A 24,173-nucleotide genomic window follows, 5' to 3' on the forward strand; every position below is an offset into this window, starting at 1 on the left:
TTTTACGTATTCAATAGGTTGGCGGCGTAGCCATTGTCAAAGTAAAGCCGACGCTACGATAAATTTTATATCGTTCACGCGCCAACTGTTTCAATTGTTCATCAATAGGTACAAAGTCTATCACTTCATGGAAAGCTGTGGCAAAGTCTACGAATTGCGATTGCAAATTAATCAAGAGATCACGAGGTGCGTTACCACGTTTTCCAGGCCAACATAATTCAACAGGAGCGCCATAACGAGGGCCTTCACCTGCAAGATTATGAGGAACAAACTGATGAGGTTCTCTGGCCCATAATGCCTCATCAAGCAATTCAGCTTGAGCCTGAGACTCACAAACCAATAAAATACGTTTGCCTAATCGCCAATGTTCAGCGGTAAGTTGACAGGCAAGCCACTCATGAGCCTGTAAATCATCGTGTATTGATGGGTGTTCCATTAAATAAAACGTGGCGTTTTTCATGATATCCCGATAACAGAAGGGTATTGCGTTGCAATACCCTTCTTGGAGTCTGCGCTATTTACCATAATAATAGGGTAATACCTTAACCCTGATAATTATGCGGTATTACTCGTCGCTATTCAAACCCGCGCGATTAAGTAAGAACTGAGACAGTAAAGAAACAGGACGACCTGTTGCGCCTTTGGCTTTACCAGAACGCCATGCTGTACCCGCAATATCTAAGTGAGCCCAGTTATATTTCGTCGCAAAACGCGCTAAGAAACAACCCGCAGTAATTGCACCACCTAAGCGACCACCTGTATTGGCTAAATCAGCAAAATTTGATTCGATTTGTTCATAGAACTCATCACCTAATGGTAAGCGCCAAGCGCGGTCACCGGCTTGTTCTGATGCATTCATTAACTCATGTGCTAATGGATTATGGTTAGACATTAATCCACTGTAGTGATGACCTAAAGCCACCATACATGCACCTGTTAATGTTGCGATATCGACAACTAACTCAGGCTCAAAACGTTCAACATAAGTTAACGTATCACATAGCACTAAGCGACCTTCAGCATCAGTGTTTAATACTTCAACGGTTTGGCCGGACATGGTTGTTAAAATGTCACCAGGACGATAGGCTTTTCCACCCGGCATATTTTCACAACCTGCTAGTACACCAATGACGTTAATCGGTAATTGCAGTTCTGCAACCACACGCATCACACCATAGACTGTTGCAGCACCACACATGTCATATTTCATCTCATCCATACCGTCAGCAGGTTTGATAGAAATACCACCAGAGTCAAATGTTAGCCCTTTACCCACCAATACAATAGGGCGAGCTTCAGGATCTTTACTGCCTTTGTACTCAATGATAGACATTAAAGATTCATTTTGAGAGCCCTGACCTACCGCAAGGTAAGCATTCATGTTGAGCTCTTTCATTTGCTCTTCGCCAATAACACGCGTAGAAACATTTGAAGAAGAGTCTGCTAATTGACGTGCTTGAGAAGCTAAATAAGCTGCATTACAGATATTGGGTGGCATGTTTGCTAAATCTTTACATGCTTTAATGCCTGATGCGATAGCTAAACCATGAGCAATGGCACGTTCGCCACTAGGTAGTTCACGGCGAGTAGGAACATTAAAGACCATCTTACGTAATGGACGACGTAATTCTGTCTTATTGCTTTTTAGTTGATCAAAAGTATAGAGGCAGTCTTTTGCAGTCTCAACCGCTTGACGTACTTTCCAGTAGTTATTACGACCTTTAACATGTAACTCAGTGAGAAAGCAGACTGCTTCCATTGAGCCAGTTTCATTGAGCGTATTAATGGTTTTTTGAATGATTTGTTTATATTGACGTTCATCCAACTCACGCTCTTTACCGCAACCGATCAGTAAAACGCGCTCAGAGAGAACATTAGGTACATGATGTAACAGCAATGATTGTCCAACTTTGCCTTCCAGCTCACCTCTGCGTAATAAGGCGCTGATATAGCCATCACTGATTTTATCAAGTTGCTCCGCGATCGGAGATAAACGACGAGGCTCAAACACCCCCACGATAATACAAGCGCTGCGTTGTTTCTCTGGGCTGCCGCTTTTTACATTAAACTCCATGCGTTCTCCTGAATATTAAAGACAAAAACGGAAAGTATCGTTTAGAATAGTGATCCGCATTAATCTACCCCATAGAAAGTTTACTTTTTATGTTAAGCTAAATGCATTAATTGAACACAACTAATTTAGCTAACTTATAAGCTTGTTCTTATTGGGAACCTGTTTATAGCATGTTTTGATATCATTTGGGCTGCAAGAATGTCTAACTGAGATGCACAAATGATAGATATACAACGAAGTTAGCGATTTTCCTGCAAAAAGACAAGTTTTCACAGGCATAACTAGCGTGATTATAATTCGATATTTAGCTCGGGAAACCCTTAAAAGTCAGATAGCCATCTTATTTATTTTGATGCTTATCTTCTTTAGCCAGAAACTGGTTGAAATTTTAGGGGCTGCTGTTGAAGGTAACATTCCTACAAACCTCGTGGTTTCTCTGCTGTGGCTGGGAATTCCAGAGATGGCACAGCTTATTCTTCCATTAAGCCTCTTTCTTGGGCTTCTGATGACTTACAGCAAACTTTATGTTGAAAGTGAGATAACCGTCATGAATGCGTGTGGGATAGGTAAAAAAGCATTAGTGCAAGCAGCACTATTGCTTTCATTACTGACCAGCGCATTAGCCGCAGGGAATGTTATTTGGCTTATTCCATGGTCATCAGCACATCAAGAGCAAGTGCTTGAAGATGCCAAGGCAAACCCAAGTTTGGCGGCCTTGATGGAAGGACAATTTAAAATGTCCAGTGACCGTAATATGGTGCTTTATCTTGGTAGCGTGAAAGGTAACCAATTCCAAGATGTGTTCCTCGCACAGTTACGTCCAACGCAAGATCAGCGTCCATCGGTTGTGGTGGCAGATAAAGGCTATACCAAGGAATTGCCTAACGGAAATCAGATTGTTGTGCTCAGTGAGGGAACTCGCTATGAAGGTACGGCTGTATTACGTGATTTTCGTATCACCGATTTTAATGACTACCAAGCTGTTATCGGGCATCGTGAATCTACCATTAGCAGTAATCGTGTAGAACAAAAAACGATGACAGAACTTTGGCATTCTAATGAAACAGAATCTATCGCTGAATTCCATTGGCGATTAACCTTGATTTTCTCTGTTGTCATTATGGCTGTGATGGTAGTGCCTTTAAGTGAGGTTAATCCACGCCAAGGCCGAGTATTAAGTATGTTACCCGCAATGTTGCTTTATCTGGTCTTTTTCTTATTACAAAGTTCGCTACATTCTAATGGCGAAAAAGGAAAAGTTGATCCTCTCATTGCGATGTGGAGTGTTAATGGTGTTTATCTTGGCTTAGCTATCTTATTGAATATTTGGGATACCTTGCCTATGCGTAAATTCCGAGCTCGCTTTAAGAAAGGAGTTGCCTGATGTTTGGTGTATTAGATAGATATATCGGGCGTACTATTTTACAGTCGATTTTGATGACACTATTTTTGCTGGTTTCTTTATCTGGCATTATCAAATTTGTCGATCAACTCCGTAAAGTAGGGCAAGGGGATTTCACTACACTTGATGCGGGTATTTATGCGATCTTAAATATCCTTAAAGATGTGCAGATTTTCTTCCCCATGGCTGCGTTACTTGGTGCATTATTAGGGTTAGGCGCATTGGCAACTCGTAGTGAGCTGGTGGTCATGCAGGCATCTGGTTTTACACGTTTGCAAATTGCTGGCTCTGTGATGAAAACCGCTATTCCATTAGTACTGTTGACAGTCCTGATTGGCGAATGGGGGGCACCACAAGGTGAACAATATGCACGTAACTATCGTGCTGAAAAAATCATGGGTAACTCTTTAGTTTCCACTAACCGTGGTATGTGGGCTAAAGATGGCAACCAATTTATTCATATCAACCGAATAAAGAGCCAAAATGAGATGCAAGGCATCACACTCTATGATTTTAATAATGATAGAAAACTAGAAATTGTGCGTTATGCATCAAGTGCAACCTATGATGTCGATAAAAAAACGTGGATGTTAAAACAAGTCGAACAGTCAGACTTAACAGATCCACAAAAAATCACAGGCAAAAAACAAGTATCACTTGAATGGCCAACACGATTAACGCCAGAAAAATTGAGCGTTGTGGCCTTAGATCCTGATGCATTATCGATTAGTGGGCTCTATCAATATGTTAAATATCTCAAACAGAGTGGACAGGAATCAGCAAACTATGAGCTGAATTTCTGGAAAAAAATCTTTGCACCAGTCTCTGTTGCAGTAATGATGCTGATGGCATTGTCATTTATCTTTGGCCCATTACGTACGGTGCCAATGGGATTAAGAGTTTTAACAGGTATCTCTTTTGGTTTCCTATTCTATATCGTCAATGAAGTTTCAGGACGATTAAGTTTGGTTTATGGCATACCTGCTGTGATTGCAGCATTAGTGCCAGGAATATTATTCCTAACATTAAGTTTATGGCTATTGATGAGGCGTAATCGTTAGATAGCAGCAGACTAAAAAGCAAAAAGCGCCTTAAAGGCGCTTTTTTTAGCACTATTGCGAGAGACTGAACACTACTGATAGAAGTCTTTGGCAAGTGCGCGAACAAGAGCATTAGTACCTTGAGTCACTTCACTAAATTTAGTGCCATTTGGTTTACGAGTGATCACAACAAATACACCAATATTTAATTCAGGTATTGTTGCCATATAGGTATTAAATCCACCACCACCGCCAGTTTTTTGGTAGATAGCTGGAACTCCATTAGCTGGAGCCATATAAACCCAGCCTAAACCTACACCATCGGCACGACCCGCAACATCCATTCCTTCTATTGAAGAGAGCCGATTACGAGGAAAATAGACAGACTGCTCTTTACTTGCTGTTGCTTTTCGCATGGCATTATGAGAGGTCAAAAAGCCTTGCATCCAACGTTGCATATCTGCTGGCGTTGAATACACACCACCACTTCCTGCTGCTGCTATCGTGTCAGAACATGGGCTTGGTTTATACCCGACTAATAATCGTTGGCATTGTGCGGGGGTTGGCGTCAATGTGGTATTGGTCATTCCTGCCGGTTGAGTAACATATTGTTTTAATAGTTGCGGATAACTTTTACCGGATGCTTTCACTAAGGCATCTGCTAATAAGTCATACGCTAAATTTGAATATGCAGCTTGATCTCCAGCAGGCGATGTTAATGTTGCTTTTTTTAACCAGTTCCAACGGTCGCCATGAGTTGGCCAAATAAAAACGGGTCTTCCCCATTTTCCACCTGGTTGTTCTCGAGGAAAACCACTGGTATGACTAGCTAAATGATAAAGACGGATAGGTGATTGAGTTCTCACTAATGGGATATCAACACCATAGTAATTGTATTTCTGTAATGGATCAGTAACTAATAATTTCCCATCATCTTGTAGTTTTAACATGACTTCACTGGTCATTAACTTTGTAATTGAAGCAATACGAATAAGTGAATTCATGGATGGTGTATTGCGGCTTTCTGGTGTTGTGGTTCCAAAAGCACGATTTAAGGTTTGAGAGTTATTGATCATGACAATAACCATGCCTTGAGGATTACTTTTTTGATAGATTTGAGACGAGTATTTATCAAACAACACTCGCGCATTACTCACATTAGGGCTTAATGCTGTAGGCCATTGTGTAAGTTCAGGTACATTATTATTCTGCTGATTTAACATAGAAGGTTGCGTTGCTGGTGGCAGCGATGAATGCTGGCTACAGGCATTCAATGTCAGCAAAGCGACTGGGATCATAAGATATTTTAGAAAATGTTTTTTCATTTTTACTTTCAACAGAAGTCAGTGAGGTGAAAGGAGTGCGATCAACATAAGTGGTTTATGTTTTAATTTGGTGCCTTTCTTATCGCGTCGCGCTATTTTTTCTTTATCATTTTTAATACGGCACCTAAGATAATACCAACAAATATACCCGTTATAATCCAGCCAACAATGCCCATAACACCGCCTTCTAATCCGATTTAAACCAAATTTTGATTATATTATCAGAAATAAGAATGTCTATCAGTGCAAGTGCCAGTTATCAGAAAGTTGACATTAAATGTGTCAAATTGTCTCTGATATAAAGATAGTGAAGAAAAACTGCATCATAAAAAGATAATTCTCTCCTATTTCTCATCTAAAAATGAGATAAGTATTACCGTTAAGTTACAATCTCCCTCATTTATCGTATATTTTAACTCTATTATCAGTTTTTCTTTATTATTAAGTTAAAATGTGTATATCAAGCAAATGTTAATGGATGGAGTTTAATTTCTATAAATTTTGATTTTTTAAGATTTTAATTCAAGTGGATTCTAATTTAGAGTTATTTGCAATATTTTATAAATGTAATATAAGACTGTGTCATATTTTGTAATAATTTAGTGATTGTGGGAACGTGAAATTAAACTTATTATAGTTTCATCAAGTCGAGAGACTGAGAATATAAGCGTTACAGAGCAAAGATAACACAGCAATAATAGAGTGAAGCAATAAGAAGGCATATTATAAAATGGCCTCTTAAATAATAAAATTATTTATATATTAGTAGTAGTATTTCAACACCATTATATTAAATAGTAGTTCCTTTGTTTTAAAATTAAGTTTATTAATTTAGTTATAAATACCTTGATATTAGATAGTAGTACCTTCGTTATAGCAGTAAAAAAGTACCTTTATATTAGATAGTAGAATTTTCGTTATAGTAGTAATGTATACCTTTGTTTTAAAAGTAAGTTTGTTAGTTTAGTAATAAGTACCTTTATATCAATAAAATGCAGTACCGATAAAGAAGTTTATTTATCATATTAAAATATAACTACCTTCTTCCTCACACCAGGGAAGAAAAGGGCAGTGACACTATAAAAATAACTTATAGTCATTAAAATAAAATTAAGCCCTCTATTAGCAGTACTGTTGGATCAAAACACTAACCCAAGTTTTGATCCTTTTTTTATTTATCGTTATATAAAAAATAATATTTCGATCTTATTGGATAATAATAATTAAAAGATTACTTTAATGAAAAAAGATATTACTCTAGAAGAGTAAGTAAATATAATTGCTATTAATTTATTCTTAAATAAATTAGAGTGAAATAAAAAATACATAAAAAGAATAAAAATAAATAAAAAACAGGTCAAATTGTCTCAAAGAATTTTGATGATTGATACAATGCGACTTAAACCTACACAGCAGTCGCTTTTGGGTAACACACAATTGTACTTTTATGGTAACTCTACAACATAAGTGCACTTTTTTTCGCCAATCAAACTGAAAACTAACAATAATTGTTGCGAGGCTTCTTCACGCAAGTATAATGGGCAGGTTTTCCAAATACACTTCAGTGCCGGAGTGGCGAAATTGGTAGACGCAGTTGATTCAAAATCAACCGCCTTCGGGTGTGCCGGTTCGAGTCCGGCCTTCGGCACCATAAGAACATCAATGGACGTCAATGGACGTCTTTTTTTGTATCTAAAATCCAATGTTAGCAAGGCTTTTCCCACGTTTTCAGTCAATGCATGTCAATCTAACTCAACCCACATCAACCTCCGAGTGAGTATACATCTGAGTATATACATCGCTTCGATAATGAATGTATACTCATTTTACCTCGTATTACCGATGATAGTGCAATGCAGGTGAAGCCTGTGGCGTAGGCACTTAGTTGTTTATGTAACTTGAAATCATCAACAGTAATCTGAGATATCTTGTTTATATACTCACTCAGGGGTGAAGAGGACAAAGAATATGGCATTAACCGATACAAAAGTTCGTGCAGCTAAACCTGAAGAGAAAGCTTATACACTGACAGACAGTAATGGCTTGTTTCTTTATATTCACCCCAATGGTTCTAAATATTGGCGTTTCCGTTTTCGCTTTGGTGGCAAACAACATTTGATGGCTTTTGGTGTATACCCTGAAATTTCTTTAGCAGATGCAAGAGAAAGAAGGGATGCTGCCAGAAAACAAGTTGCTTTAGGCATCGATCCACGCGAACTCAAGAAAGAATTAAAGGAAGAACAACAAAAGGAATTTAATACCTTTGAGAAGGTTGCTCGCGATTGGCACGCAACGAATAAGAAGTGGTCAGAGGGGCATAGCCATCGAGTATTAAAAAGTCTTGAAGACAATATCTTTGCCTCTATAGGTAAACGTAATATTGCTGAACTGAAAACTCGTGACCTACTCGAACCGATTAAAGACGTAGAGATGTCTGGACGTCTTGAGGTGGCGGCGCGTTTACAGCAACGTGTGACTGCCATAATGCGTTATGCCGTACAAAGCGGTTTAATCGACTATAACCCAGCGCAAGATATGGCTGGCGCAGTTGCCACTGGTAAACGAGTTCATAGAGCCGCATTAGAGCTTAAACGCTTACCTGAGTTCTTACAACGCATCGATGATTATAAGGGAAGACCGTTAACTAAGCTTGCAGTCAAACTTACCTTGTTAGTCTTCATTCGTTCCAGTGAACTCCGTTTCGCTCGTTGGGATGAAATCGATTTTGAAAATGCCATGTGGACGATCCCCGCTGAAAGAGAAGCGATAGAAGGGGTTAAGCATTCACATCGCGGATCAAAAATGCGTACTACTCATTTAGTCCCTTTAAGTAGACAAACCATTGAGATCTTAAAACAGCTCTATCAATTCAGCGGCAACCATGAACTGATTTTTATTGGCGATCATAACCCTAGAAAACCTATGAGTGAAAATACGGTTAACAACGCATTACGCGTGATGGGCTATGACACTAAGACAGAAGTTTGTGGTCATGGTTTTAGAACGATGGCGTGTAGCTCGCTGATCGAGTCAGGGCTATGGTCGAAGGATGCAGTAGAAAGGCAGATGAGCCACCAAGAACGAAACTCAGTAAGAGCTGCTTATATTCATAAAGCAGAGCATATTGAGGAACGGCGACTGATGGTGCAGTGGTGGGCTGATTATCTAGATGCGAATAGGGAAAGGGAAATTTCGCCGTTTAGTTTTGCTAAGTCGGGTAATCCATTAAAGGCAATTTAAATTAGAACATTGAATTGTCGGATATAAAGGGAGGCTGACAGGGGATGTATTCCTCTATACGATGAGCACAATTTTGCATGAAAAAAGATAACTCTACATGGACTGAACTGGATATATCGATAAGTATGCGATCCGTGGCACGTATAATCATGCTCAGTATATGGATGGGCGGCAGAGAAATGATGCAGTGGTATGCGGATTATATGGATGAGTTGGAAAGGAGTTTGAGTAATGTGTTGAGTATAAAATTTAAATAACAGTAGCCATCTTTACGTCTATACGTAAAGATGGTTACTGTGTGAATTATTTTTTTATACGTTTTAGCGCTTCTTGAAAACTTTGGAAAGCTTCATCATATGAAAAGCTTCCTGAACTAGGGTGCTTCACATAACACCATTCAATTCCATTAATTTCAGGAAGTTGATCCCATAATTGGGTACCTAAAACAATGATTAATTGTGGTTTCAATTCTTGAACTACATTTAAAAATGGGCGTTTTGCTGCATTCCACATTTCTGTTGTGGGTGATATCCTTCCTGTAGCTCCAACAATATCTTGTATATAGTTATAAAAAACAACATGTTCCCATGCAGCTTTTCTTTCATCATCACTTGGCGCTATTTTAGATAAACGTAATAAGTTAGTTAAAAGCGTAAAAAATCTATTTCCTGTTGAATAGGCATTTTCATTTATAACATCTCTTGTAAATTCGTGATATTGATCTTCGTAATCACCATAATGAGATAATCCTAAGATCATAACTCTCACTTCATAGATACTATTGTTATATTTACGACCAATAAAAGGTAAAAATTTAGTCATATACTTTTCCTCAAACGTATTACTAACCTATTAGGAAGGGGTTAAATTACGGTCATAGGGGGATCGTAGACGATAAAATGTAGTACTATGTCTAATTTTATTTAGCATGATCACGAGTTTGATATTGTCAAAATCAGATGTACTAGTAAATTAGATGATATGTTATACGTTCCCCCCCACTCCTTTAAATTTCTCAATAAAAGCCACAAACTTTTGAAACACAGTTTGTTTTTTAGTTTTGTATTGAGGATTAAGCGGACTGAGTTTGGGGAGAGTCTCATTTAACGCAGTACCATTTTCAGTGGCATATTCGCGTCTTAATGAGGTACTGATATAACGTCGTGCAGCGGCTTCGTTCAAATTTTCCTCTTTGATTAACGCATCCGCTTCACGTTGTTGGACTTGTTGTGCAAAGGTATAGAACGTTTCAATGATACTTGTTTTATCTGGTATATCATCAAAGTTTGTTTGTTCGATAAAGTCAACGACTAATCCTTCTTTTGCTCGGTTGCCTAAACTGGCACGGATTAAACGTTTAATTTCTTCTTTGAGCGTCTCTTTATCGGTGTTATTTTTATTGTAGTCATAAATTAACCCTAAAATATAATCGAGGTTAATTTCCTGTGATTTCAGTAAATCCACCTCAAAAACGACATCATCCCAGTCAACGGTATTTTTGTCTTTAGCATTAGCATCGCGTTCACGACGTTGCCATTCACGGATATCATTATAACTTGAGCGATAATCTTGGATCTTGCGATCTGCGGGTAAACGTATTATTTGAAGTTCTGCGAATTTCTCATCATCCAAATAATGTTCGGTTTTAAAGGCTTCTACTGCATCAGGGTCATCAAGATTAACGGTTTGTAAGGCTTTTAATGAGGTAAATTCGTCGTAGTTTTGCAGAACATTTTCAGCACGTAAATATTCTCCAAATAGTTTGATGAAGGCTTTTTTCTCTTTCTCGGATTCAATATCAGCAGGGTTAGGGAAGCGGTTTTCTAATTCGCTTACAATATCCATAAAACCGCGTCGTGCTTCACCTGTTAAGCTGTCTGTAAAGCCTTCCATATACTCGATGTAGCTTTTTTCCATTACAACACTTTTGGTATTACTTTTTCCAAACAGAGTAATTGCATCGACGGTTGCCTGCTCTAAATCACGGAAAGTGACAATATTACCAAAGGTCTTTGTGGCATTATAAATTCGATTGGTGCGAGAAAATGCCTGCATTAATCCGTGATAGCGTAGGTTTTTGTCTACAAATAAGGTATTGAGTGTTGGTGCATCAAAGCCTGTTAAGAACATGCCGACGACTATCAGTAAGTCAATTTCTTGGTTTTTAACTCGTTTTGCAAGATCTCGGTAGTAGTTTTGAAAACTATTACCATCAGTACTAAAGTTGGTTTTGAATTCAGTATTATAATCGTCAATAGCTGACTCTAAAAACTCCCGTGAACTGCTGTTCATCGTAGTAACATCAAAACTCTCATCATTAATATCACCGATAGCATCTTGCTCCTCATTGGCAGCGAAAGAAAAGATGGTGGCCACTTTGAGTGGTTTATAATGATTATCTTGCTCAATAGCAGCCTGTTGGAGATGTTTAAAAGTCTCATAATAGGCTTTTGCTGCATCTACACTGCTAACGGCAAACATCGCATTAAATCCCTTTGCTCCAGAAAAAGCTCGATGTGTTTTTTTACGAAAGTTTTTTAGGATGTAATGAGTAATTTCACTGATCCGCATAGGGTGAAGTAGAGCATGTTTGTTTTCGGCCGCACTGAGCTTTTTCTCGTCCGTTTCGGTTTCTATCAATTTAAACTGTGGACGAACATCATTGTAATCTACCTTAAACTTCAACACTTTTTCATCACGGATCGCATCGGTGATAATGTAAGAGTGTAATTCAGTACCGAAGACACTTGCCGTATCTTCTGCTCCTAAGGCATTTTTACCCGCAAAAATCGGTGTACCCGTGAAACCGAATTGGTAAAATCGTTTGAATTTCTTTTTCAGATTCTTTTGTGCTTCACCGAACTGACTACGGTGGCATTCATCAAAAATAAAAACAACTTGCTGGTGGTAGATAGGTAAATCTGTTTCACCTTTCATCAGGTTGTTCAGTTTCTGGATCGTCGTCACAATGATTTTATTATCATTCTTTTCCAGATTACGTTTCAGCCCCGCAGTACTATCAGAACCATTAACACTATCAGGGGAAAAACGCTGATATTCTTTCATTGTTTGATAATCAAGATCTTTACGATCAACCACGAAGAACACTTTATCAATGAAGTCGAGTTCGGTCGCCAGTCGTGCAGCTTTAAAACTGGTCAGGGTTTTACCTGAACCCGTTGTATGCCAAATAAATCCACCACTATTTTTATTACTCCAACTTTTGGCTTGGTAGGCACTGTTAATTTTCCACAAAATTCGTTCAGTCGCCGCTATTTGATAAGGGCGCATAATTAGCAGGTTATTACTAATATCAAATACACTGTAATTGAATAAAATGTTTAATAATGTATTTTTTTGGAAAAAAGTTGCCGTAAAGTCTTTGAGATCTTTAATCAGGGTGTTATCTGAGCGCGCCCAGTTCATAGTAAAATCAAAACTGTTTTTATCGCGTTTTGTGGTATTAGCAAAGTAGCGGGTATCTGTGCCATTTGAGATAATGAAAACTTGCAGATATTTAAACAGGGAATTATCGGAGTTAAAGCTCTCTTTGCTGTAACGGTGTATCTGGTTAAATGCCTCTTTAATCGCTACGCCACGCTTTTTCAGCTCAATTTGTACCAATGGTAAACCGTTGATTAATACAGTGACATCATAACGATTGGCGTGTGAACCTGTTTGTTCAAATTGCTGAATAACTTGCACCTTATTATGAAGCAGGTTTTTTCTATCAACAAGGTAGATATTTTCTAGTCGACCATCATCAAAAGTAAAATCACAAATATAATCGATGTGGATCTTTCGTGTTTTATCGACAATCGTATCACTGGGATTATCGAGATATTGCTCGGTAAAGCGTCGCCATTCACTTTCTGTAAAAACAACATTATTCAGTGTTTGGAGTTGAACTCGAACATTTGCCAACATAGCTGATTGTGATGTTAAATCAGGCACAAACTCATAGCCTTGATTGCGTAAATCTTGGATCAATTCACGCTCTAACTCTGCCTCACTTTGATAGCGATCATTTGCTTCCCATTCAGTGATGTATTTATCTAGCACAATAAAGTGATTGGATTCGGCAATCGTTTTTGTTTGTTGCATCATACTGCTCCCTGCTTTCATTATTCTGTTTTTCGGTGAGCCAGTGATACTTGTACGGTATAGAGTATCAGGCGATTAAATAAATGATCACCTTGTCAGCAAAATACGCTTACTAACAAGGGGGGATTATATTAGTTGGTTACGGGTTTTGGTTTGGGAAAGTTAAATAATAAATCTCGATAGTATTCGTATTGCTTCTGTCGTAGCTCAATTTCACGGGGTAAGCCTTCGGAGATTGAGTTTGTTAGTGCGTCGAATTTATCAAGGACAGCAACAATTTTTGCTTGTTCTTGTAGTGATTTTTCAGGATTAGTGGCATAAGGAATCGGTAGTTTGAAATTTTTTATGATTGTGGAGTTAAGATCCCCTCTAGCTCCCTGCCCAAGTACTTTAATACTTTCGTAGTTAAAACTAACCCAATGAAATACATAGCGGTATAGAGCTTTTTTACTATCTATTTCTAAACAGCCACAGTGCTGATTTGTAGTTAATGGTATCTTATTAATAGCTGATCTACCTGCTGTAGCTCCAGAAATTGCTATAATGACACAGTTTTTAGGGATCCATTTTGCGGATGAATTCTTCAATGCAGCTTCAGTTATTTTAACGTCAGTTGCTGAAATATCAGTAAATTTAACCTCTTGAGTTCTTAACCATGGAATTTTGCCATTTACATAATATTCAGGGTTACCTGCTGTTGGAGTTCCGCCAGAATACCATTTTTTAGTAACATCCCCCAATGTCTTCCATTCAACCTCACCTTCTTTAAAACTCAATAGCCGGTCACGATAGTAGTTATATTGTTTTTTACGTGTGGTAAGCTCAGCGGTAAGCTCAGCGGTAAGGGCAGTAAATTTATCTAAAATCCGTACGATTTCAGATTGGATTGCAACTGAAGGAATTGGAATTAACATATCTAAAACATCAGCCATACTTGGGTGTTGAATTCCAGAACCCCGATAATAACTATCAATTAGTTGTGATTGATGCATCATCCAATAGTACAAATATTTATTCAGTAGCACAGCAGTATTGTTTGACGTGGCGATCCTATTATCGGCTGTTACGAATCGACCTTTATAATACTTTATAACATCTTTAACTGGCCGAGATTTTCCCCAAGGAATGGTCACTACTTCACCTTCACGTAAATATGAACCAGCTAATACCTCGTTAGTCCACCCTGTTTTCTCACCAGTTGACAGTAAAAAAACATCACCATTCTTTTGTTCTAACTTAAAAAGCTCTGCTGCAAGTAAGTATTGATAATTAATAACCTTAGGTTGTTTTTTTCTATCAACAGCATTAAATTTTTTATCCCAAATAGTAACTTTCCATAAAGGCAACCACTCAACCTCAACCCCATCTAGTAATTTTTCTAGATAGCTCAACTTACTCATTCCTGTACCTCACTACCTTCAATCTCCGCTACAATCGCATCAATATCTTTGCGTAACTGATCAATTTTGCTAACGGTCGTTTTTAGCTCAGCATTAAGTGCAGCGATATCGACAACTTCACGTGTATCTTTGGCTTCCACATAGCTACTGACAGACAGGTTATAATTATTACTTGCGATAGTTTTATACTCGACAGACTTTGCTAAATAGTCGATATCTACTTTACTATCAAATACCTGAATAATTTTTTTGATATGTTCATCCGTTAGGATATTGTTATTGGTCTCTTTTTTAAATAACTCACTTGCATCGATAAACTGCACATGGGTATCGGTTTTATGTTTTGATAGCACTAAAATATTCACCGCAATACTTGTTCCGAAGAATAAGTTTGGCGCTAATGAAATAACGGTTTCTACATAGTTATTATCAACCAAGTATTGACGAATTTTTTGCTCCGCGCCGCCTCGGTAGAAAATTCCAGGGAAGCAGACGATGGCTGCTCGTCCTTTAGATGACAGATAATTTAGAGCATGAAGAACAAAAGCAAAATCAGCTTTTGATTTTGGTGCTAATACTCCCGCAGGTGCAAAGCGATCATCATTAATTAGTGTTGGGTCATCACTACCAATCCATTTCACCGAATACGGTGGATTAGAAACAATTGCATCAAATGGCTTATCATCCTTAAACTCAGGTGCTAGCAGAGTGTTACCTAGTTTTATATTAAATTTGTCATAGTTGATGTTGTGCAGAAACATGTTCATACGAGCAAGGTTAAATGTCGTATGGTTAATTTCCTGACCAAAAAAGCCATCTTCGATAATGTGATTATCAAAATGCTTTTTTGCTTGAAGGAGGAGTGAACCAGAACCACAAGCCGGATCATAGATTTTATTGACACGTGTTTGACCATGCATAGCCAATTGCGCTATTAGTTTTGAGACGTGCTGAGGTGTGAAGAACTCTCCACCTGATTTGCCCGCATTTGCGGCATAGTTAGAAATCAGAAATTCATAAGCATCACCGAATAAGTCTATTTGATGAGCATCGAAATCCCCTAACTTCAGGCCTTCTACCCCATTTAAGACAGCGGCAAGGCGACTGTTTTTATCTTTTACTGTGCTACCTAATCGGTTGCTGGTGGTATCAAAATCAGCAAACAAGCCTTTAATATCGGGTTCAGATGGGTAGCCTGATGCAGAGCTTTCAATTGCCACAAAAATACTGTTTAAATCTGCGTTTAGTCTGTCATTAGTATTTGCTGTTGCTGCTACATTGCAAAACAGTTGACTTGGGTAAATAAAATATCCCTTCGTTCTCACGGCATCTTCTTTGATATCGTCTGTGATAATATTGTCATCTAATTCTGCATACTTGATACTCTCGTCACCAGCTTCAATATAGTTAGCAAAGTTTTCACTGATAAAACGATAAAAAAGAGCCCCTAGAACGTATTGTTTAAAATCCCATCCATCAACAGATCCCCTGACATTATTAGCGATTTGCCAGATTTGGCGATGTAATTCAGCACGTTGTTGTTGACTTGTCATTTCTTATCCTGTTTAGATTTATTAATCGTATATTCTTGTATCAGTTAAATTAGTTAATTATCTATGCATTGAACAAATAACTAGTACCATTTTCAACTATAACGAGATCCACTTTCTAAGTTGACTATTTATCTGGTGTACCAGTGGCACATAGCTAATTTTTGCAGTAGTACGGATTGGCTATTTTGGTCATGACAATGCTGTAAAATAGACAGTTACTTACTGATTAATAATGCCTAATTCTATTTTTTCTACTTAAACAATGATTGTTCAGATAATACCATAAAGCGATAGATTAAGCTCAGTGTTCATTGATAAGCCAAGAAAGTATTTTTATAAGTTAGCTATAAGCGTGAATGAGATAAAAAGCTCAGAAAAAACGACTACACTATTAAGATAACTTATGTTTTTCATTGAAATTTAACAAAGTAGGATATCGTAATGAATAGACAGCTAAAATTGATACTAGGGCTAGCTTTATCATTGTTATCTATAAATGCTTATGCGGTAACTTGGGATGAATTGGAAGCGGTAAAGACGTCAGAGGGAGTCTCACCTTTTGAGGGGTGTAATGAATATATTATGTGCGAGCTTTTAGCAGAGAAAGGACGTTATAGCGTGGTAAAAACTCAGCTACCTAGAGATTGTGAATCAGGCGGGATTTGGGCTGTTAACGTTAAGAAGAAACAAGCTGTCTTTATGCCTAATATGACTAACTGTGATTTTGATATTGAAAAAAATGCCGTGGTTATTTATCCACAGCAAGGATATGCCAATATTTATCAAGGTAGCACGAATGCAACACCGAGTATCAGTGAAGTCGAGTTGCCTTAATTAAAGAATGATCTTAATTGTATTTGTAACCCACTCGCCGTGATTTAAGCCAGTGGGTTACTGTTAACAGTTATTAATAATAATAGAAACGACAGATACCGTTATGCCTCATGATTAACATGATAAGCGTGATGGCAATGAAATAATTTAACTCAGAAATAAGCGAGGTAAGCGAAAAGAAAATAAGAAAGGCGTTAATTACTTTCTTGATTCTCTAATCTTCTTTTCTAACCATTTTTCTACTTCACATTTATACCAGCGTGAACTTCGCCCTAGTTTAATGGGCTCAGGAAATTCACCCTTTTGAATCAGTGCATAAAACCATTTATCGGTGAGTTTAGTAAATCGAGTAATAAATTTCATATCGATTAATTCACCGTCTAATAAAGAAGTGGGTTGTGTACTCATGATAATACTCCTGTCTTTTATGGGAATGAAAAAGCAGAAGTCGTCTCTTAATTAAGGGAAGAGTATGACTTCTATATCATTACCCTTCTGTGTAAAAAAAGACTATTAGAGGCTATAACCAATCGAACGGTAAGCATCGTTATAATCTTTTGTATGATGCTTAGCCAAGTATTTTACACGCGTTAAAAGGGAATCTACGTCTTGTTTAAAAGAAGGTGAGTTTCTATCTAAATAATATTTCCCGTGCTCTGTAAAATGGACTAAAGAAGCATTGGCAGGATAATTAATATTAAGTGCGCTACACCAAGCAGATTGAATAATAGAAGATAAGCTATTATCACTTTCATTATATCGACCTAATGTGTAATAGATGTCTTTATTCAGTAATAAAAGAAGGTGGTAATGTTTTTGTTTATTCCTTTCACCGTACTCTCTTACCCAAACATAATGTAATGGATTATTGAGACGCCTACCCCAAGCTTTCTCTTTTCTTCTCGTGTCACTGATTAGTTTTGCTTTGAGTGATTCGATAAAGCGTGTCATCACTTTATTATTAGGTGGAATATCAATAGAGGAATAAGGAAAACGGAGATCAACACGAATAGCAATAATACGCGATAATGAATTTATCGCATCATTAATCACACCGTGAATGATTGTTAGGTAAGACGAATTGTAACTCTCGTCAGGGTAGTTAATAAACATGATATTTATCCTTGATAATGGGTTTGTTCATATCAATGGATAGAATGTTTATTTTTTACTTTGTAATTTATTGTTAATGGTTTAATTGAACCGTTATTGGTGAGTTAATATGAATGCTTAATATATATTACTGCGAGAGTGCTTAGTGATGACTTACTCATCTTTATCACAGAGAGGAGTGTATGTATATGAGTAAGGTAGATATACCAATAAAGTGAATATGTAACAAAGATAATCATGTCACAATCTTGGGTATATTACTAAACCAACAAAAGGGAGTTTACCCTCAGCCTTTGTTGAGAAAAAACAGGCTTTCTACCCCCTCTTTTTTTGAGTTTTCTTCTCCCTTTTTTACTCTGATATTAGTTTTAATCATCATCACCTATTTTTCCTTGTGTTTTCTATGTAAAGTGATAATTTGTGTATTTTAAAATGATAACTACTGTGTTTTTTTAGATAATATTTGTTTTTAAATAGATAAGGTTTGTATAATGATTTTAAAGGAAATGAGAGAAGACTTTTACTTTGTGTTACCTGACAAAAAAGATGCTTATATTGAAGTTAAGGCTGACAAGGCGTTGATAGAAAAAATAGAAAGATTAATGCAGGATTACTGTTTCTTTATTGAGGTATTGGATCAAGGTAAGGTAGTTTTTGGATCAATATTAAATTATTTATATGAGTATTATTTCAATAATTATAACTATGATATTCCCAGAAAAGTTTTAAATTCTTTACATGAACAAATCTATAAAAAGACATTACTCTATAGAAAGATAAAAAATTATCATAATAAATTGATAACAATAAATAAAAAAAGATACACAATTTGTGTCTCTTTAGGAATGGATGAAATAAGTCATAATGAATCTTACGCTACTTTTGCAAAAGAATATAAAAAAGTATTATCTCGTTTTTTTAATAATCTTCGGTCTCATGCGTTTTATCAAGATTTTGTGATTGGCTATTTTTGGGTTTTACTCAAGAAAAAATCGAATAATTGTTGCTATGCACATGTGAATTTTTATTTAAAGGATTGTCATTTTAACCAAAAGCTAGTAAGGGAAATAAATGGTATTTGGAGAAAGGTGATTAAATCAGAAAATAGAACAGGTGAGGTTTTATATTTCACAATGAAAGAAAATATTAACCCAGCTGAACAATATGAAAGTATAGGGGATAGCACCACAAGAAGAAAGATAAAAAAGAAATATGAAAAAGTGGTTTCTATTGCATCCATGAAAAATGATAAAACTCTTATTGTTTATCCTGATTTTAATGAAGGTAATGAAAATTATGAATATTATTTCAATAATGATAATAAAAAAGAATTTTTTGAAAATTACCTTATATCGTTAGCAAAAAAATCTTTTTATATACCGAATTTTAGAGGCTATGGTATGGCATCAGTAGAAATGGCAAAAAATAAGCTAAAAAAAGATAAAGAAAAGAATAAATCAAAAAAGTCTTAGATATATATTAATCATTTGAAGCCAAACAAAGGGTTTATCATTGAAGCGACACATCCTGTCGTTTCAGTCTTTTTTATTATTCAAAAATAATCAATTTGCCGGCCATATCCTGTCAGGCGGGTGTTTTATAGTAATGCCATCTTATATTTAATGAGGTATACCAAGATGGCAACTTATCGTATTGATGCAGATTTATCCTTTATTGGGCAATGCAGTAATGAAGACCTCTCGTTATTATTATCAGTATTAACGCATGATGTTAAAGACGGTGAAAAACGTTGGTCTGAAACGTTAACCAACACCCCTGAATATCAACTCTTTTATCCTGACCATCAAAAGTATTGGCCTGCCATTTGTGCAGAATTACAAACTTATGGTGCTAACAGTTTAGTGAGTTTATTTCGTGGTAATAAAGGTGTGTTGTATCGTGAAATATTAACGGATGTCTGTGATAAGTTGGAGGTGAATTACGCTAAAAATAGTGAAACAGAAACCATTGAATTAAATCTTTTATTAAAAGTTTTTGAGAAAAGCTTAGACAAAATGACAGAGGAGGAATTAAAAAAATTAGCTCAAGAGTTACAATTAAATCTGACCAACCCTACCCCGCAACTGATATTAATTGCCATGCAAGCTGCCATTAAAACATCCGGTTTTGCAGCTTTAGAATTAGCTACGTTATCGGCCATCAGTGTCATTAACGCCTTAGGCGGTATCGCGACATTTGGGACTCTTTTCGCGGCTCAGCGAGCATTGGCATTTATCGCAGGACCGATTGGATTAGCGCTAAGCTCAGCTTGGTTATTATCTGATATTGCAGGCCCTGCCTATCGTGTCACGGTGCCGGCGTGCATTATCGTGGCTTATTTACGCCAAAAACACCTTTCTTGCGACTAAGTTGGCTTTTCATTTGTTGCTTTAACGGAATAACGTCTATGTCATCATCTCAACATCGGCATGACCGTTTGGCACAACGGTTGGCCTTTATTATTACCCAGTTGTTTAAAGGAGAAATCTTATCCTTAAAAGTATTAGCACAAGAATTTAATGTGTCAGTACGCACTTTACAACGTGACTTTAATGAACGGCTTATTTATCTCGATTTGGACTATAAAGCAGGATGTTATTGGTTAGCAAAATCACAACGTTTTTTTAGAACCGATAAAGACATTCTGCAATTTGCGTCGATGACGAGCATGGTGCCGTTCTTTCCTTCACTGGATAGAAAGCTTATTTCGGTGTTATTGGACACTGAAGAAGCACCGCCTTATCTGATTTATCATGAGGCTCCTCAGCATTCGCCTTCGTTGTTTGGGGCGTTTGCAGTATTAACTCAAGCTATTATTGATAAACGCTGTATTCAGTTCTTGTATTGCGACACCACGATAAAAGGTATCGCACCGTACAAACTGATTTATTTTGACGGTCATTGGTATTTTTGTGGTGTGAAAGTGAAAAATAAAGCCATACAGGTTTTTTATCTTAAAGAAATGAGTGATGTGTTCGTCACTCAACACACTTTTATTAAACAACAGGAGGTAGAGCAATTAATACAGCAACCGCAGTTTATTACGGCACTTCCTCATTTTCATTATATCAAAACACTCATGATGTCTTCTTAATTTCGGGGTGTCATAAGGAATAATTTATGTCTTCGTTAAATAGAAGTATTGCAAGTGTATTAGGAACACTTGCAACACTGTATCTCGCTTATCAAGCCCAAGCACGTTGTGAAGTAAATATGTCACACAATGATACCCCAACCAGCGTACAACGTGTTGTACGACTGATAATGTCCTTTATCACTGTGGTCATTATTGGGGGTTTATCTGACGCCATTATTAAAGCTACCTTCTCTTCTTTATAAGTGTTTTTGATTATCGGGTTAATTATTTTATTAATTAAGGAGTTTTATTATGCTTAAGAAAATCGGTTTATTCATGATGAGTGCGGTGATTATTCCTTCCGCAAGTGCACTTTATTTACCCGGTGAAGTTCAATCAGACCGTTATACCTATTATTTAACCCCTGAATTTGCTCAACAATTAAAAGTCGAAAATGATAAACGGGAAGGGAAATGGCGATTGGGCTTACCGGCAGGACAATTAGTCTCAGAAACCAATTGGCAAAAAGCGGCAAATAAACCTGCGCCCAAAGCAATTACTTGCATCAGTAGTATTTATTTTAATACGGGGGCACAAGAGAATTGGTTAAAAGTGGCGTGTTTAGATAACCAAGGCCTTGAGTACAGCACGTCACGTCAATGGCCGGCTAAATCCATCGCCACTAAAGTGTGTAAAGTCGGTGAACCACGCTGTGAGTCATTTTTAACCTTACAATCAGATACATGGTCTGGCCCTCAATGAATCAATATAGGTTGATAGCATTATTAACATCAACACGTTTCCCTTTTATACGCCACTCACATTGAGTGGCTTTTTTTGAGGTTTTTCTATGTCGTTATGTCGATGGGTTGCCCAAGCCAGTGGGGCACTCGTGGTTTTAGCATCCGCCTACTGTGCCCAAAAAGCGGTGGATGAAACGTTACAGCAACGCCCTGAACTCAGTGATGATAGCCGTCAAACAGCCCGTTTGGGTGCGGCGTTTACGTGTGCCGTTATCGTCGGCAGTGTGGTGGATAAAAGCATACAAGCGCTTTTTAAACCCTAACTATCACGATGGACAGTTGGTTTTACTCACTCCATCCTGATTTGCCTTCATTAACATTTTAATCCCTATAACGAGGCTCATCACGCCTCGTTTTTTTATGCCCTAAACAAGGAAATTTATCATGTCTTCAATTGAACACGTTATCTCTAAAGAAGTTTCGTTACGCCATCGTGATAATTTTTGGTTTCAGCACTTTGGTGCTATTCCACAATGGTTAAAAATAGAATCCGTTATCTTTCACACCCTCGACCAATTATGTCCTGACTATCACGGCGGTTTTTGGTCGTTCTGTACGTTATCAAATCAAGGCGCTTACCTTTACCCGGATTTATTGGAAGAGAAACTGCTATTAATCAATCCGCATAACGGGCATGAAGCGCAGGTTTCGCCTCACGCGATGGGCATTGTCGTGTGCTTATTAGTTTTCAGCTTGTGGTCATTTAAAACAGAGAGTGAGGTGATGTGTGAACGTTTTTATCAACTGAGGGATTTTGCTTCGCAACACCCAGAAGCGGATGCCATCTTTTATCTGATTGATTAATCTATTATCACCCATTCACATTTGCCTTTCTTCCTGCATTCACCCCATTTGTCTTATTTCTATTGACATTATTTCACCGTATTTAACGCGTTTATTTATCTCACCCTAACCCAATATATTATTTAAGGAATTGATGATGAGTCGATTAGCCTCACGCTTTGGGCGTGCCAACAGTATTCGTCGTGACCGCCCGCTTACAATTGAAGAACTATTTTGTACTGTACCCAGTGTCTTCTCTGAAGAAAAACATGAGTCGAGAAGTGACCGTTATACCTATATCCCTACCATTACCTTGCTTGATAGCCTACAAAAAGAAGGGTTTTATCCGTTCTTTGCTTGTCAAACACGAGTGAGAGACAGCAGTCGAAAGATGCACACCAAACACATGCTTCGCCTGAGACGTCATGACCAAATTACAGGAATACAAGTGCCTGAAATTATCCTCTTAAATAGTCACGATGGTTCAAGCAGTTATCAAATGTTACCGGGGCTATTTAGAGCGGTGTGTCAAAATGGGCTAGTGTGCGGAGATACCTTTGGTGAAGTGCGTGTACCCCATAAAGGCGATGTCGTCGGTAAAGTGATTGAAGGTGCTTATGAAGTACTAGAGACCTTTGATGCGGTCGCTGAAAAACGTGAACAAATGCAATCGTTATTGTTACCGCCACCAGCACAGCAAGCCTTGGCACAAGCAGCTTTAACTTATCGTTTTGGAGAGGAATATCAACCGATTACTGAAGAACAAGTATTACAACCTCGTCGTTGGGAGGATAAGAAAGATGACCTTTGGACGGTATATCAACGTTTGCAGGAGAATTTAATCAAGGGGGGATTATCAGGCAGGAATGCGAAAGGTAAGCGAGCTCGTACACGTTCAGTGAATGGCATTGATGGTGATATTAAATTGAATAAGGCGCTGTGGGTAATGACAGAAAAGATGTATGAGTGTTTAGATAAATAGTAAGTGTTAGAGTTATCACTGATATTATCAATAATCTTGGTACCATAATTTAAATGGTACTAATGCTGGATTACATATAGCTTATTTTATACCATTATTTATTTGAAGCTTTAACCGCTACTAAAAGGTAAAAAGATGGAAATTAACTGTGGTAATAGTGGGTGCGATAATGTAATCACGTTTAGTCTAGGGCAGTTACATAGAGAAGGTAATGGTTCTTCTGGTAGTCACACTTCTTCTTTTACATATAGTGGGAAGATTACATGTTCAAGATGCAATTATGAGAATGAAGTTGAGTATTTAACTGATGAAGTTGATGATACAAATGAAATTTTATCTGTACGGCGCATAAAATAGTAAAATGCCTAGAAAGTTTAATGAGTTAAACTTTTTAGGTTAATACATTAGTTTTGACATTAATTTTAACCTCAAACCACTGAGTAT

21 protein-coding genes, 1 tRNA gene and 1 pseudogene are annotated in these 24,173 nt (G+C 37.3%); 14 read left to right on the top strand and 9 right to left on the bottom strand.

What is annotated here, in order from left to right; translation table 11 throughout:
* Window positions 1-10 precede the first annotated feature (10 nt).
* Both ABN256_RS12970 and pepA read right to left on the bottom strand, forming a co-directional pair.
* Window positions 11-460, bottom strand: coding sequence for a DNA polymerase III subunit chi (locus ABN256_RS12970; protein WP_006535638.1), 450 nt, complete (start codon window positions 458-460; stop codon window positions 11-13).
* A 105-nt stretch (window positions 461-565) separates the two neighbouring features.
* Window positions 566-2,074 (bottom strand): leucyl aminopeptidase, encoded by a 1,509-nt coding sequence (pepA, locus tag ABN256_RS12975; protein WP_036939243.1) that lies wholly within the window; start codon window positions 2,072-2,074, stop codon window positions 566-568.
* 286 nt (window positions 2,075-2,360) lie between these two features.
* Between pepA and lptF the strand changes: the two genes are divergently transcribed.
* Together lptF and lptG are read left to right on the top strand one after the other, a co-directional pair.
* Window positions 2,361-3,458 (top strand): LPS export ABC transporter permease LptF, encoded by a 1,098-nt coding sequence (gene lptF / locus ABN256_RS12980; RefSeq protein WP_072069541.1) that lies wholly within the window; start codon window positions 2,361-2,363, stop codon window positions 3,456-3,458.
* Window positions 3,458-4,537 carry an LPS export ABC transporter permease LptG gene (gene lptG, locus ABN256_RS12985; protein WP_115351194.1) on the top strand — a complete coding sequence of 360 codons (1,080 nt, stop codon included), beginning with the start codon at window positions 3,458-3,460 and terminating at the stop codon, window positions 4,535-4,537. The genes lptF and lptG overlap by 1 nt, the downstream gene beginning before the upstream one ends.
* 71 nt (window positions 4,538-4,608) lie before the next feature.
* Here the strand turns inward: lptG and ampH are convergent, their stop codons facing one another.
* Window positions 4,609-5,841: a D-alanyl-D-alanine-carboxypeptidase/endopeptidase AmpH gene (gene ampH, locus ABN256_RS12990; RefSeq protein ID WP_197269636.1), complete on the bottom strand. Its 1,233-nt coding sequence runs from the start codon at window positions 5,839-5,841 to the stop codon at window positions 4,609-4,611.
* A gap of 1,566 nt (window positions 5,842-7,407) precedes the next feature.
* Between ampH and ABN256_RS12995 the strand changes: the two genes are divergently transcribed.
* From ABN256_RS12995 to ABN256_RS13005, 3 genes and pseudogenes are all read left to right on the top strand, one after another.
* Window positions 7,408-7,492: transfer RNA gene (locus ABN256_RS12995), tRNA-Leu, on the top strand.
* A 317-nt stretch (window positions 7,493-7,809) separates the two neighbouring features.
* Entirely contained in the window at window positions 7,810-9,081 is a 1,272-nt protein-coding gene (locus ABN256_RS13000; protein WP_239739327.1) for a tyrosine-type recombinase/integrase, read from the top strand.
* Between the two features lie 13 nt (window positions 9,082-9,094).
* A pseudogene (locus ABN256_RS13005) lies at window positions 9,095-9,338 on the top strand (integrase); the annotation flags it as partial.
* A gap of 46 nt (window positions 9,339-9,384) precedes the next feature.
* Here the strand turns inward: ABN256_RS13005 and ABN256_RS13010 are convergent.
* From ABN256_RS13010 to ABN256_RS13025, 4 genes are all read right to left on the bottom strand, one after another.
* A complete protein-coding gene (locus tag ABN256_RS13010; RefSeq protein ID WP_239739328.1) occupies window positions 9,385-9,903 on the bottom strand; it encodes a uracil-DNA glycosylase family protein in 519 nt (172 codons plus the stop codon).
* Window positions 9,904-10,065: 162 nt separating this feature from the next.
* Complete coding sequence (locus tag ABN256_RS13015; protein ID WP_239739330.1) at window positions 10,066-13,188, bottom strand: HsdR family type I site-specific deoxyribonuclease; 3,123 nt, start codon at window positions 13,186-13,188, stop codon at window positions 10,066-10,068.
* 128 nt (window positions 13,189-13,316) lie between these two features.
* The gene (locus ABN256_RS13020; RefSeq protein WP_239739333.1) at window positions 13,317-14,585 is read right to left on the bottom strand and encodes a restriction endonuclease subunit S; all 1,269 of its coding nucleotides are present in this window, start codon (window positions 14,583-14,585) and stop codon (window positions 13,317-13,319) included.
* On the bottom strand, window positions 14,582-16,138 hold the full coding sequence (locus ABN256_RS13025) for a type I restriction-modification system subunit M (protein WP_239739336.1): 1,557 nt from the start codon (window positions 16,136-16,138) through the stop codon (window positions 14,582-14,584). The genes ABN256_RS13020 and ABN256_RS13025 overlap by 4 nt, the downstream gene beginning before the upstream one ends.
* A 441-nt stretch (window positions 16,139-16,579) precedes the next feature.
* Here ABN256_RS13025 and ABN256_RS13030 point away from each other — a divergent pair, with 441 nt between their 5' ends.
* Window positions 16,580-16,972, top strand: a complete 393-nt coding sequence (locus tag ABN256_RS13030) for a hypothetical protein (protein ID WP_239739338.1) — start codon at window positions 16,580-16,582, stop codon at window positions 16,970-16,972.
* A gap of 198 nt (window positions 16,973-17,170) precedes the next feature.
* Here the strand turns inward: ABN256_RS13030 and ABN256_RS13035 are convergent, their stop codons facing one another.
* Window positions 17,171-17,380: a helix-turn-helix transcriptional regulator gene (locus ABN256_RS13035; RefSeq protein WP_165121797.1), complete on the bottom strand. Its 210-nt coding sequence runs from the start codon at window positions 17,378-17,380 to the stop codon at window positions 17,171-17,173.
* Between the two features lie 105 nt (window positions 17,381-17,485).
* Window positions 17,486-18,085, bottom strand: coding sequence for an inovirus Gp2 family protein (locus ABN256_RS13040; protein WP_239739344.1), 600 nt, complete (start codon window positions 18,083-18,085; stop codon window positions 17,486-17,488).
* A gap of 491 nt (window positions 18,086-18,576) precedes the next feature.
* On the opposite strand from ABN256_RS13040, the gene ABN256_RS13045 reads away from it, so the two are divergent.
* The 8 genes from ABN256_RS13045 to ABN256_RS13080 all read left to right on the top strand — a co-directional run bounded on the left by ABN256_RS13045 (window position 18,577) and on the right by ABN256_RS13080 (window position 23,729).
* Complete coding sequence (locus ABN256_RS13045) at window positions 18,577-19,557, top strand: hypothetical protein (RefSeq protein ID WP_239739346.1); 981 nt, start codon at window positions 18,577-18,579, stop codon at window positions 19,555-19,557.
* 165 nt (window positions 19,558-19,722) lie between these two features.
* Window positions 19,723-20,454, top strand: coding sequence for a YaaW family protein (locus tag ABN256_RS13050; RefSeq protein ID WP_243213847.1), 732 nt, complete (start codon window positions 19,723-19,725; stop codon window positions 20,452-20,454).
* Window positions 20,455-20,492: 38 nt separating this feature from the next.
* Window positions 20,493-21,179 carry a helix-turn-helix transcriptional regulator gene (locus ABN256_RS13055; protein ID WP_239739350.1) on the top strand — a complete coding sequence of 229 codons (687 nt, stop codon included), beginning with the start codon at window positions 20,493-20,495 and terminating at the stop codon, window positions 21,177-21,179.
* A 26-nt stretch (window positions 21,180-21,205) separates the two neighbouring features.
* Window positions 21,206-21,424, top strand: a complete 219-nt coding sequence (locus tag ABN256_RS13060) for a hypothetical protein (protein ID WP_223673769.1) — start codon at window positions 21,206-21,208, stop codon at window positions 21,422-21,424.
* A gap of 49 nt (window positions 21,425-21,473) precedes the next feature.
* Entirely contained in the window at window positions 21,474-21,923 is a 450-nt protein-coding gene (locus ABN256_RS13065; RefSeq protein WP_223673770.1) for a hypothetical protein, read from the top strand.
* Between the two features lie 88 nt (window positions 21,924-22,011).
* Window positions 22,012-22,227 carry a hypothetical protein gene (locus ABN256_RS13070; RefSeq protein WP_239739359.1) on the top strand — a complete coding sequence of 72 codons (216 nt, stop codon included), beginning with the start codon at window positions 22,012-22,014 and terminating at the stop codon, window positions 22,225-22,227.
* A 121-nt stretch (window positions 22,228-22,348) separates the two neighbouring features.
* Window positions 22,349-22,768, top strand: coding sequence for an antirestriction protein (locus ABN256_RS13075; protein ID WP_239739361.1), 420 nt, complete (start codon window positions 22,349-22,351; stop codon window positions 22,766-22,768).
* Window positions 22,769-22,904: 136 nt separating this feature from the next.
* Entirely contained in the window at window positions 22,905-23,729 is an 825-nt protein-coding gene (locus tag ABN256_RS13080) for a DUF932 domain-containing protein (RefSeq protein WP_239739363.1), read from the top strand.
* Window positions 23,730-24,173 lie beyond the last annotated feature (444 nt).

It is taken from the genome of Proteus sp. fly-1008 (assembly GCF_040140305.1).
In the GTDB taxonomy this organism is placed as follows: Bacteria; Pseudomonadota; Gammaproteobacteria; order Enterobacterales; family Enterobacteriaceae; genus Proteus; species Proteus vulgaris_B.